This window comes from Microvirga sp. jy35 (assembly GCF_056148915.1).
This window is the reverse complement of sequence record NZ_JBWBEW010000069.1, coordinates 1-12,429: the sequence shown is the minus strand read 5'-3', so window position 1 is coordinate 12,429 and position 12,429 is coordinate 1. Positions and strand designations below refer to the sequence as shown.

10 protein-coding genes are annotated in these 12,429 nt (G+C 61.3%); 1 reads left to right on the top strand and 9 read right to left on the bottom strand.

Going from position 1 to position 12,429, the window contains the following annotated elements; all coding sequences use genetic code 11:
- Window positions 1-102: 102 nt before the first annotated feature.
- The 9 genes from AC0QTX_RS26160 to AC0QTX_RS26120 form a co-directional block, all read right to left on the bottom strand.
- The gene (locus tag AC0QTX_RS26160; protein ID WP_474606720.1) at window positions 103-1,722 is read right to left on the bottom strand and encodes a ribulokinase; all 1,620 of its coding nucleotides are present in this window, start codon (window positions 1,720-1,722) and stop codon (window positions 103-105) included.
- A 45-nt stretch (window positions 1,723-1,767) separates the two neighbouring features.
- On the bottom strand, window positions 1,768-2,463 hold the full coding sequence (locus AC0QTX_RS26155) for an L-ribulose-5-phosphate 4-epimerase (RefSeq protein ID WP_474606719.1): 696 nt from the start codon (window positions 2,461-2,463) through the stop codon (window positions 1,768-1,770).
- A gap of 79 nt (window positions 2,464-2,542) precedes the next feature.
- Window positions 2,543-3,478, bottom strand: coding sequence for an ABC transporter substrate-binding protein (locus AC0QTX_RS26150; RefSeq protein ID WP_474606718.1), 936 nt, complete (start codon window positions 3,476-3,478; stop codon window positions 2,543-2,545).
- Window positions 3,479-3,577: 99 nt separating this feature from the next.
- Entirely contained in the window at window positions 3,578-4,609 is a 1,032-nt protein-coding gene (locus AC0QTX_RS26145) for an ABC transporter permease subunit (protein WP_210347332.1), read from the bottom strand.
- Window positions 4,606-6,135, bottom strand: coding sequence for a sugar ABC transporter ATP-binding protein (locus AC0QTX_RS26140; RefSeq protein ID WP_474606717.1), 1,530 nt, complete (start codon window positions 6,133-6,135; stop codon window positions 4,606-4,608). Before AC0QTX_RS26140 ends, AC0QTX_RS26145 begins: the two co-directional genes overlap by 4 nt.
- 265 nt (window positions 6,136-6,400) lie before the next feature.
- Window positions 6,401-7,870 carry a xylulokinase gene (gene xylB / locus AC0QTX_RS26135; protein ID WP_474606716.1) on the bottom strand — a complete coding sequence of 490 codons (1,470 nt, stop codon included), beginning with the start codon at window positions 7,868-7,870 and terminating at the stop codon, window positions 6,401-6,403.
- 688 nt (window positions 7,871-8,558) lie between these two features.
- Complete coding sequence (locus tag AC0QTX_RS26130; protein ID WP_474606715.1) at window positions 8,559-9,530, bottom strand: Bug family tripartite tricarboxylate transporter substrate binding protein; 972 nt, start codon at window positions 9,528-9,530, stop codon at window positions 8,559-8,561.
- A gap of 25 nt (window positions 9,531-9,555) precedes the next feature.
- Window positions 9,556-9,900, bottom strand: a complete 345-nt coding sequence (locus AC0QTX_RS26125) for an AtuA-related protein (RefSeq protein WP_474606714.1) — start codon at window positions 9,898-9,900, stop codon at window positions 9,556-9,558.
- A 1-nt stretch (window position 9,901) separates the two neighbouring features.
- Complete coding sequence (locus AC0QTX_RS26120; protein WP_474606713.1) at window positions 9,902-11,248, bottom strand: acyclic terpene utilization AtuA family protein; 1,347 nt, start codon at window positions 11,246-11,248, stop codon at window positions 9,902-9,904.
- Between the two features lie 87 nt (window positions 11,249-11,335).
- On the opposite strand from AC0QTX_RS26120, the gene AC0QTX_RS26115 reads away from it, so the two are divergent.
- Entirely contained in the window at window positions 11,336-12,229 is an 894-nt protein-coding gene (locus AC0QTX_RS26115) for a LysR family transcriptional regulator (protein WP_474606712.1), read from the top strand.
- The last annotated feature ends 200 nt before the right edge of the window (window positions 12,230-12,429 follow it).

Here is a 12,429-nt window from a genome sequence, read left to right as displayed (position 1 = left end):
GCAGGAAAGCCTGTCGTCGTGGCGGCGCCGATGAACAGGTCGACCAAGGCTTCTCCCGTAACCAAGATCATAGACTGGCTCCTGACAGGATCATAACGACATCTAAGCGGTTCCAATCGGCACGCGCTCGGCAACGTCCGACGGAGCGGGTTCTGACGACAGAGCCGCGATCCGCTTGAGGTCGCGCAATACATGGTCAAGCGCCACTGGTCCAGAGACGCCGCCGAAGCCGAAATAGAGTGCTTTGAAGTGTTGGAAGAGCTGCTCGTAGACCGCGTGCGCGGCCGGATCTGGCTCGAAGGTGCGGAAAGACAGGCAAATGGCGGCCTGAGCACTATCGAGATCCTGGTGCGATCCAGCCGCAAGGCTCGCAAAGATGCTGGAGCCAAGGCCGGTCGGAATGCCGTTGGGCACGAGCACGGGGCGGCCGAGCACATTAGCGTAGACCTGGTTCAACACCGCGTTGTGCTGTGGGATGCCGCCGGCATTGATCACGCGCTCCACCGGCACCCCGCCCTCGGCCATTCGTTCCAGGATGATCCGAGTGTGGAAGGCAGTGCCCTCGATCGCGGCAAACAACTCGTCTTGCGCCGTGTGCAGCAGGTTCCACCCCAGCGTGACGCCGCCGAGGTCCGCCTTCACCAGAACTGTGCGGTCGCCATTGTCCCAGGTCAGCCGCAGGAGGCCTGTCTGGCCGGGGCGATACTGCTCCAAATCTTTCGAGAGTTCCCTGACGTTGGTGTTGGCGCGGCGTGCAATCGCCTCGAAAATGTCACCCGTTGCGGAGAGGCCGGCCTCGATGCCGATGAGTTCCGGATCGACGCTGCCTGGCACGACGCCGCACACGCCCTCGATAAGGTTGGCGTCATGCGCCATGGCGATGATGCAGGTGGAGGTGCCGACCACATTCACTACGTCCCCAACCCGGCAACCTGCCCCGATGGCATCCCAATGGGCGTCAAACGCTCCGACCGGGATCGGAATGCCAGGCTGCAGGCCGAGCCTCTCTGCCCAATAGGACGTGAGGTGGCCTGCAATCACGTCGGAGGTTGCGTATTCGCCGGTGAGCTTATCGCGAATACCCTCAAAAAGAGGATCGACCTTGGAGAAAAACTCCTGCGGAGGCAGGCCGCCCCAGCGCGGATTCCACATCCATTTGTGACCCATGGCGCAGATGCTGCGTTTCAAAAGGCGTGGATCGGTGACGCCCGTCAGCGTCGCCGCCATCATATCGCAGTGTTCCAGGGCTGTAACGAGTAGGTCGCGCTTCTCGGGGTTGTGGCGCAGCCAGTGCAGCAGCTTGGAGAAGCCCCATTCATGCGAATAGACACCGCCGCACCATTGAATAGCTTCGAGCCCTTCCTGATGGGCAAGGCGGGTGATCTCCTCGGCCTCGGATTTGGCGCGGTGGTCGCACCACAGATAGTACTCATCGAGCGGCTCAAGGCCTTCACCCACCATCACGACGCTGGAGCCGGTAGTGTCGATCGCGAGCGCCGCCACGTCATCGCCTTTCACGGCGGCTGATTCCAGGGCGGCGCGCATGGCGCGGGACAGAGCATCCATGTGATGGGCATGGGTTTGGGTCGCGTAGTCCGGGTTCTCTCGTTTGCGGTGAAGTGGATACTCCGCCGTGGCAAGCCCAAGCGGACCCTTGCGGTCATCGACGAGGGTGACCCGTACGCTCAGAGTGCCAAAATCGACACCTGCTACAACGGCCATGGATTTCTCCAAAACAAGGGTATCTGTAACTCAACGGGCAGCGTGCTACTTCTCCGCTTGGCCATAGGTCGCGCTCGCGCCATGCTTGCGGAAATAGTGCCGGTCCAGAAGGGCTTGCGACACACCTTGCGCGTCGGGCCGCAACGAGAATGTGTACATGGCCATGCGGGCCACAGCCTCCAGCACGACGGCATTGTGCACAGCGTCATCCGGCGTCCTGCCCCAGGCGAAGGGGCCATGGCCGGCAACCAGGGCGGCAGGAACTTCCATGGGATCACGGTTGCCGAAGGCTTCCGTGATGGCAACGCCCGTCGCACGCACATAGTTGTTCTTGATCTCGTCCGGCGTCAGTTCCCGAGTGATGGGAACCGGGCCGTAGAAATAATCGGCATGGGTGGTGCCGAGGGGCGGGATCGGGCGACAGGCTTGCGCCCAAGCGGTGGCGTGCTCGGAATGCGTATGCACCACGCCACCGATCTCCGGAAAGGATTTATAAAGGTGAAGATGCGTGTCGAGATCGGATGAGGGGCGCAGCTCGCCCCAGACTATCTTGCCGTCAAGGTCAGTAATCACAAGATCGTCGGCCTTCATGCGGTCATAGGGAACGCCGCTTGGCTTGATGGCGACGAGGTTGTCCTCCCGGCTGATGCCACTGACATTGCCGAAGGTGTAAAGCACGAGGTTGCGGCGCACCACTTCGAGATTGGCCTCCAGAACCTGTTCGCGCAGCTGCTTCAGCATCGGGACACCTCCTGATGGCCCATGAATGGATAGCAGCGGCCACAGCTCGCACCATGGCCGCCGCAGGTCGGAGCAGGGATCAGCGGACAGCCTGCCAGCCCTTGTAATCCCTGATGTTCTCAGCGGTGATCAGTTTGGGCTCGAGAAGGATCACGTTCTTCTCGGGCTTTTTGCCGTTCACGATGCCAACAGCGAGCTCATAGGATTGAGCCGCCATGATGTAAGGGTCCTGAGAGGCGGAGGCCTTGATCAGGGAGGTGCCCGACTTCAGCTCGGTCTCGATGTCGGGAGCGCCGTCGACACCAGTGATGATGAACTCGTTGCGGTTGAGCTGCTTCGCAGCCAGGCTGACGCCGATGGCAGTCGGATCGTTGATCGCGAAGACCGCATCGATCTTCGGGAAACGGGTCAGCAGACTCTGGCCGACGGCGAACCCGCCCTCACGGGAGCCCTTGGCATCCTGATTGTCCGAGAGAACCTTGATGTCCGGGTACTTGGAGAACACGTTCTTGCAGCCCGTGACACGGTCCACGATGGATGAGACTTGGGGGCCGTTGATGATGAGGACGTCGCCCTTGCCCTTGAGGTGATCGGCTATGTACTGGCAGGAGAGCTCGCCTGCCTTCACGTTATCAGTCATCACAGTCACGTCCGCGCCGGCCGCTGCCACGTCGAAGGCGGCAACCACCATGCCGGCGGCTTGGGCGCGCTTCACGGAGGGCTCGATGGCCTTCGGGTCGACCGCATTAATCATGACGATGTCGGTGCCGGCCGCCGAGAAGTTGTCCATCTGGGTGAACTGCTTGTTCAAATCGTAATCCGCCGACACGGATGTGATCTTCGCGGCTGGCGTGATCTCCTTGGCCTTGGCCTCGATGCCCTTGATAGTCGCGACGAAGAACGGGTTGCCGAGCAGGCCGACCGAGATGCCGACGTTCTTTACGTCCTTGGCATAGGCCGGAGCCGCAAGACCGGCGAGAACGGCAAGGCTGAGAGAGAAACGGAAAAGTGCCATAGATTCCTCCAGGTGCTTATGCTTCGCGACACCCGGAGCTTGTGCATTCTTCCGGGAAGTCGCTTATACGAGCGCCGGTCAGGGCGCTTGTATCTCGTGTCAGGTGCGCGCCGATCCCTTGAGGCGGTAGCGGTCGAGCGCCACAGCCCCGATGATCACGAGCCCCTTGATGATGAACTGCCAAATGTCAGAGACGCCCACGAGGATGAGGCCATTCGACAGGATGGCAATGATGAGAGCGCCTATTAGCGTGCCCCAGATCGAGCCGATGCCGCCGACGAAGCTGGTGCCGCCCAGAATGACTGCCGCGATGGCATCCAGCTCATACGACTGACCGAGCTGCAAGCCGTTCGCCGCGAACAGGCGAGCCGCCGACATGACGCCACCGAGGCCGGCTGCGAGGCCGGAGAAGGCATAGACGAAGAGCAGAACCGCCCAAACCTTGATGCCGGTGAGCCGTGCCGCGTCCGGATTACCGCCGACCGCATAGATGTGCACGCCAAGGACGGTTCGTCTAAGGATGAACCACGAGATGATCACCACCGCAAAGGCAATCCACACCAGCCAGGGCAAGCCGAACAGAGTGCCGTTGCCGATAAAGGCAAAGGGGAGTTGCGGGTTAAACTGGGTCGTATCGCCTCCGAGAAGACGCGCAACGCCGCGCACAGCAGTGAGCGATCCGAGGGTGACGATGAAGGGCGGCAGCTTCGCAAAGGCAATCAGCGCGCCGTTCAGGAGCCCAAACCCGAGGCCTGCCAGTAGAGCTGCCGGAATGCCGAGCATACCCCATTCAGGGATGAGCGATCCCAGGATTGCCACCATGGCAGCTGCTGCCAGGATCGATCCGACCGAAAGGTCAATGCCACCCGTGAGGATAACGAAAGTCATGCCTGCGGCGAGCACCGTGTTGATCGAAGCCTGCTGCATCACAATTGACAGATTTTGGAAGCTCATAAACCGACCGGACATCAGCTCGAAAACGACGCCGAGGATGATGAGCACCGGCAGCATGCCGATGGCCTGCAAGGTTGAGCGCCAGGCGAGACGGCGCTGCTTGCTTTGAGATGCCGCATCGAGGCCTGCGGCTCCGGTCGCTTGGATAGATGCGCTGGTGTCATTTGGGGATGTCATTCGGCCGCTTCCCTTACGCCTGTCGCGATGCTGATGATGTTTTCCTGTGTCACCGGTGGGTGCCCTGCACCGCCGACTTCGCCCTCGATTCGGCCTTCGCGCATCACCAGCACGCGGTTGCAGATTCCCACGACCTCCGGCAGCTCGCTGGAGATCACGATGATGCCGACACTCCGCTTCGCCAACTCATCGATAAGGCGATAGATCTCGGATTTCGCCCCGATGTCGACGCCACGGGTCGGCTCGTCGAGGATCAGAACCTTCGGCTTCGTCTCAAGAAGCCGCGACAGAAGGACCTTTTGCTGGTTGCCGCCTGAGAGGCTGCCCACAAGCACGCCGTCCCCAGCTACCCGGATGGCGAGTGCCTTGATGGCAGCTGCCGCTCGTTCCTTGGCGGACCTTAGGTTGAGCACGCCTCCCACGCGTGCATCCCGCCCGAGCACGCTCACATTCACGTTCTCGCGCACGGTGAGATCGAGGAAGAGACCGAGGTGCTTGCGGTCCTCCGTCAGATAAACGACGCCGGAGTTGATCGCGTCCTCGGGGCGGTGGATCAAAAGGTGCTTTCCCTGAAGAAAGACCTCGCCGCTTGTTCGCGGGTCGGCCCCGTAAATAAGGCGCGCTAGTTCTGTTCGACCCGCGCCGACGAGGCCTGCGATACCGAGCACCTCTCCCTCATGCAGGTCGAACGAGCAGTCGTGCACACGAACGCCGTCACCCATGTTTCGGACCGCGAACATGACCGGTCCGCGGCTCTGATGGGCGTCATGCTCCTTCTTATAGAATGATGAGAGATCCCGGCCCACCATCATCTGGACGAGACGCTCGGCTGAGATGTCGTCGCCTACGAGAGTGCCGACATAGGAGCCGTCGCGGAGCACCGACACGCGATCAGCGAGATCATAGATCTCGGCCATGCGATGGCTGATATAGATAATGGCGAGACCTTCCGCTTTCAGCTGACGTACCAGCGCGAACATCGCCTCTGTTTCACGGGAAGAGAGGGAGGTCGTGGGCTCGTCCATGACCAGAATGCGGGAATTTGCAATTAGGGCGCGGGCGATCTCCACGAGTTGCCGCTCGGCCATCGAGAGTTCGCTGACCTTCGTCGTTGCGCTGAAATGCACGCCGAGGCGTCCTAGAACGTCCTGACAGGCCTTCTCCATGGAGCGGCGGTTGACTATCGGGCCGGATTTGTGCTCGCGCCCGAGCAGCATGTTCTCCGCCACCGTCAGGTTGGGAGCGAGAGAAAGCTCCTGGTAGATGATGGAGATACCGTGTTGCCGCGCCGCGTGAGGTCCATCGATGGTGACGTGCTGGCCGTTGATGCGAATCTCTCCACCTGAATCCGCCTGGTAGGCACCGGACAGAATCTTCATCAGTGTGGACTTGCCGGCGCCGTTCTCCCCCATCAGCGCATGAATTTCGCCAGGATAGACGGTGAGCGTGACATTCGTGAGCGCTTTGACCCCAGGAAAGGTCTTGGAGATGTCCTTCATCTCAAGGATCGGGGTGGATCCTGTCATGGGCGCTCCCCCTAAAGGTGCTTCATCGAAGCGGTACTAATCTGCTCGCATTCAGCCAATCTGTCATGTTGGTCGAGTGGCTGGATGAGCAGGTGTTATGACTGCCGTAAATGCTTCATACCAATCGGTTTTCAATCCCTCGCTTTCTCCCTCGGACAGAAGTCCACAATTTTTCCTGAGCAGTTGATCATTGACGTTCAGGTACAGTTCTTTCTGCACTAACAGTTGCTCTCATTAGCGATGCAACAATATTGCATGTTTAGTTTCAGGAGCGTGCGAATTCTGGTTTCAGAGCACGATAGAGGCTACGGAACAACTCGATGCGCGGGCTATATAGTTCTGCCAGCTGCGGGTCAGGCTCGACAATCTCGAGAACGCTCGGGGCCGTGCAAACGTCCTCCTGTGCCTCTCCGGTGGTGGCCAGACGTGCCAGACGCGCTGCGCCGAAGGCTGGTCCCTTGTCGCTGCCGTGATAGCGCATGATGGGAATGTTCAGCACGCTGGCGAAGATCCTTGTCCAGAATCGGCTTTTCGAGCCTCCCCCGATGATGCCGGCCTGCGTCAGGAGCGTGCCGGCCCGCTCGAGCGCCCGCTTCGCGTCGGCGAAGCTGTAGGCAACCCCTTCGAGAACGGCTTGCGCCAAGTCCGTTTGCTGCGTGTCGGGAGAAAGACCGAAGAACACGCCGCGAGCATGAGGATCGTTGTGCGGCGTCCGCTCGCCGGCGAGATAGGGCAGGAAGAGAACATCGGACGGTTTGCGATAGGCGGCTTCCGTCTCGCGCAACAGCTCGCCGATATCCCGCTTGAGAAGATTGGCCGCCCAGGCGAGACAGCTTGCACCATTCAACATGGCGGCCATCTGAAACCAGCGTCCGGGTACCGCATGGCAGAAGGAATGCACCAAACCTTCGGGTGCCGGGCTGAAATCCCGCGTGGTCACGAGGAGCTGTCCCGAGGTACCGAGCGAGATGAAGGCCGATCCATCCTCGATGGCCCCAAGTCCGACGGCGCCTGTTGCCGCATCGCCTCCACCGCCGGCGACCACCACATCACTCCACAGGCCCCATTGCTGGGCTATCTCGGGACGCAGGGTGCCGGAGGCTTGCGAACCTTCAACGAGGCTTGCCATATGGTCGCGAGTGAGGCCGGTCGCAGCCAAGGCCGCATCGGACCAGTCGCGCCTAGCTTCGTCCAGCCACCAGGTGCCCGCGGCGTCCGACATCTCAGTGACCACGGCGCCGATCAGTTTCAACCGAATGTAGTCCTTGGGCAGAATCACCTTGCGCACGGCGCGGAAGGTTTCCGGCTCGTGCCGTGCTAGCCAGGCCAGCTTCGGCGCCGTAAAGCCCGGCATCGGAATGACGCCCATTGCTCGTGAGAGTTCGGGATGCTGGGCGCCGAGCTCCTGCGCCTCGCGGAAGGAGCGACCGTCGTTCCACAGAATTGCAGGGCGCAGCGGCCGGTTGCTGTCATCGAGCAGCACTGCCCCATGCATCTGCCCTGACAGGCCAATGCCGCGCACATCTGCGAAGGCTGCCCCTGTTGTCACGCGGAGCTGATCGAGAGCGGCCTGCACGGCCTGCCACCAAGCTTCTGGGTCTTGCTCCGACCAGAGGTCCTGCGGACGGGAGACCTGCAAGGGCACATCCGCTTCCGCGACCGCGGCCTGCCACTCGTCCACAAGGATAACTTTCACCGCTGAAGTGCCGACATCGATCCCAAGATAGTGGGCCACGCTTCGTGCTCCTTAAAGGTTAGCGCCGACCCTAGTTTGGCTGTTGTTGAGACCACCATATAGCTCAGTCCCACCGCTTGGGGATACGAGTGATAGAAGCCAAGGGTCCCGACTCGAAGAGGTAGCTCACGTGCTTGCTACGTACTTCGTTACTGTCTCAGTGGGAACAGATCTTGTGCTGCCCCCTCTAATCTCGGCATCCCGGACGAGTGCCAGATAGACAGTCAGGAGTTGCGCGCTATCGAGTGGCGGGGCCTGCCACAGAGTGCCGCTAGTCCCTTCAAGGCGCACATACCCCAAACGTGGGGTCAACTTCTGTTAAGGGTTCTTCAAGGAAATCTTCGGGCACTCAGGAACGTCCGAAGACCTCTGCCTGAGCAGACCTCCCGTTGCAGCCCCTGATACCGCCGGATATTGGGCTATGCTCGCCTAGCATCAGATCCGATGGTCTAGCGATACGGAAGGTATCACGGGGCGCTGCTCGACAGTTCTCTTACTCGGCGGAGGCTGGCGCGGAAGGCTCGTCTGGCCGACTGCAGGGCGTGCCAACTCGCGACATCCGCTCCTTTGGCCTCTCGCTCAGGCGGCAGCCGATCTTGGAAGCGCCTGCACTCCCTGATGCAGCCGTCTCCGAGTACCCACGGGTCCTCGGAAACTGCTTATCTCTTCATTCAGTCTTGCTGACCACTCACTCTGGCTGGATTCCGGCAGCTTTGACGATATCTGCCCACTTCTTGATCTCGGCACCGACGAACGCCTTCAGTTCCTCGGTAGTGCTAGCCTCTGGCTCGATGCCGGCCGTGAGGAGCTTGTCCTGGGTGGCCTTGTCGTTGACCGCTGCCACCAGTGCCTCGCGCAGCTTGTCGACGAGGGGCTTGGGCGTCTTGGCCGGTACAAAGGCGGCAAACCAAGCGGCGAGATCATAGCCCTGCACCCCAGCCTCAGCCATGGTCGGCAGGTCCGGTGCCAGCGGGCTGCGCTTGCCGGTCGAGACCGCAAGTCCGTTTGCCCTGCCGCCCTTCACCTGAGGCAACGTGGTCGAGATGTCGGCGAAGACGATATTGATCTGCCCGCCGAGCAGGTCAGTGATGGCCTGAGGATTGCTCCGGTATGGCACGCCCCGGATATCGACGCCGCCCAGGGACTTCAGCATCTCGCCCGCAATGCGCGATGAGCTGGAGCCGAACCCGAAGGTGAGCTCGCCCGGCTTTGCCTTGGCGTGAGCAATGAGTTCCTGCACGTTCTTTGCCGGAACGGACGGGTTCGTGATCAGGGCCAGCGTGATGGTGCCGAGCTTCGTCACCGGCTCGAAGCTGTTGATGGCATCGTAGGGCACGTTCTTCATCAGGCTCTGGTTGGCGCCATGTGTCGTGTTCGTGGTAATCAGCACGGTGTGCCCGTCGGGATCAGCCCGGGCTACGTTCTGGGCGGCCAGGTTGCCATTCGCGCCGGCCATGTTCTCGATGATGATGGACTGTCCGAGCGTCTTGGAGGCATGCTCGCCTACGATGCGGGCGAGAGCGTCCGTTGCGCTGCCGGCGGCGAACGGGACGATGAACTTGATGGTCCGGGTCGGATAGGTCTGCGCCGCAGCAGGCAAGGCTGCCAGCAGGGTTCCGGCAAGAGCCATGGTAGCAGCGGTCCAGGTCTTCACTCTCATGGGTTGTCTCCTCCAGGGGTGGTTGTCAGGCGTCGCCTTGAACTGGCGCTTCGTCGGGGTGGGAATCGTCGGGAAGTTCAAGATCGAGCAGAGCGGAGCTCAAGCTCTTGCCGTGGGTGTCGAGGACCAACGAGCGGGTCACACCGCCGCCGAGCGCTTGGCGCAGGACGAAGTTCAGGGCGCCGAGGCTCGGGATCTCGTAGAGGGTGATGTCGCCGGCCACGAGATCGCCGAAGTGAGCCTTCACGCGCTCGGGCGTAATGTGCCGGAGCAGCAGCGGGTAGTTCTCCTCATCATACGCGATCACCGAGATGCTGGACGTGTTGCCCTTGTCGCCGGTGCGGGAGTGGGCGATCTGGCGAAGCTTCATCTCAGCACTCCACGTAGTGAACGGTGGGGCGGACGAGGTCCCGTGGGATGTAGGTCGAGAGGATGCCCACCACCTCACGGACGGACTTCGTCACTCCTCCCCCGCCAGCAGGTCCGTTGGTGTAGAGGGTCTCGACCTCGTTGCCGATCCGCACCGCCTCGTCCGGCCTGTCGGTGCGCCCGACGACGCGGACGCGGACCTCGTAGGGCTCATTGTGACCGCCGCTCCCCGAGAGCCTGTCTCCGTGGAGCGAGTTGACGCCGATGAGATCGAAGCGCAACTCGGAAGTGTGGACACCTGTGAGCTTCAGGCGCTCCCTGACGATGTCGAGCGCCAGCTCGCCGCGGGTGCGGGCGCCGGGTCCGGCATAGGAGATCTGCCCCTCGCCAACAAACCCTTCAACAGTGCCGATAGATACCTTCAGGGTCTCGGGCTTGGAACCGCCGGAGGCACCCTGGACGCGGACCCGGTCAGATCCGATCTCTTCGACTGTGACGCGCGAGAAATCGGCAATCACGTCTGGGGTAAGATACCGCGCCGGGTCGTGGATCTCGTAGAGGATCTGCTCCTTGCAGGTGGCGGGCGTGACCCGCCCCCCAGAGCCCGCTACTTTCGTGATGACGACGGAGCCATCCTCGCTAACTTCGCCGATGGGGAAACCCAAGCGAGCAAGGTCGGGGATATCCTTGTAGCCGGGGTCGGCGAAGTACCCGCCCGTCACCTGCCCGGCACATTCGAGAAGATGCCCGATCAGTGTGGCCTGGCCGAGCCGATGCCAGTTTTCCATGGCCCAGCCGAACTCATGGATCAGAGGCCCAACGAAGAGAGAGGGATCGGCAGCCCGGCCGGTGATGACGATGTCCGCGCCCTTGGCAAGTGCCTCTGCAATGGGCTGCGCCCCAATATAGGCATTAGCTGACACGACGCGGTTGCCGATATCAGCAACGGCAGCATCTGTTTCCTCGATGCGGTAGTCACCGTTGGATAGATGGGGCAGGACGTCATCGCCAATGACGGCTGCAATCTTGAGGCCCGTCAAGCCAAGCTCCTGGGCGACAGCCCGGGTTTGTTCGCCTGCGGCGATGGGGTTGGCTGCCCCCATGTTGGTGATGATCCGGACGCCTTTGGAATGGCAGAGAGGGAGAACGGCCCGAAGCCGCTCCGGCAGAAGCGGGTCGTAGCCGCTGGCGGGATCCTTGAGCTTGGCTTGCTGAGCCAGGGCGATGGTGCGTTCAGCGAGGCATTCGAACACCAGATACTGAAGGTCACCTTTCTCAGCGAGCTCGATGGCCGGCTCGATCCTGTCACCGGAGTAGCCTGCACCTGCGCCGATCCTGATCTGTCTCATGTGTGCCCCCGGATCTCGCACAGATTAGATGCCGGAGTGGGTGATCACACAATTGAATTGATTGGATCACAGTAATAGTCTCAGTTAATGAATCCTGACCTCCGCCAGATCCGCGCCTTTGTTAACGTGGCCCAGCTTGGCAGCTTCACGCGGGCCGCCAGCCTCCTGAACCTGTCGCAACCGGCGCTCACAGTGCAGATCCGCAATCTGGAAGAAGCCTTGGGAGTACGCCTTTTCGACCGCAACACCCGAACTGTCTCGCTGACACGGATCGGCCGGGAGCTCGTGCCGGCGTTGCAGCGTATCCTGCGGGACCTTGATGCTGTTGTGGCCGAGGCCCGAGACGTGGCGGCTCAGCGGCACGGCATTGTGCGCCTTGCTGCCCTGCCCTCTTTTGCTGCGGGTGTCCTGCCGGAGATCATTGCGCAGTTCCGGGAGGTAAACCCGAGGATCTCATTCGTGATCCACGACGTGATCGCAAGCGGAGTCATTGCCCAAGTCCGTGAAGAGCAGGTCGATCTTGGGCTGACAGGTGGCCGGATCGCCGATCCTGATTTCGAAGTGCTACACACGACGCAGGATCACATGCATGTTGTCTATCCGGTCGGACATTCGTTCGGCGACATGGAACAGGTTGATGTGGAGGCTTTGACCCGACATCCGCTAATTCTGATGCATCCGGCCACGAGCGTGCGTGCGGTGGTGGATGCCGCCTTCCTTGCGGCTGGCCGATTGCCTGTCATCGCCGCTGAGGCGACGTATATGTCGACTGCGGTGGGCATGGTGCGTGCAGGATTGGGGGCCGCCATCCTGCCCGGGTCTGCAATGGAAGTCCGAGCTGAGCAGACCTTGCGCTCGCGTCCTGTAGATGACCGACGATTTACCCGGGAGGTCTCAATCATCAAGAAGGCGGAGCGGACACTTCCGCCCGTCAGCGAGAGCTTTGCCCACGACTTAATCCAGGCGCTACAAACCACCTGAGCAAATCATCACAGCGTCTGCGGAGAGTCCGCTGCGGGTGAGACTTTGAAGTTCGCCGACTTTTTAGAATGTCTGGTGTTCCCGAGTGAGCGGACAATCCGCCGACTTCAGGAATGTGCCATGTGTGGACATCGGGTAATCGCGGGCAGCGCGAGAGCTCTGGCGGAGACGCCGATCAGGCGACAGTCTGATTGGCCCAA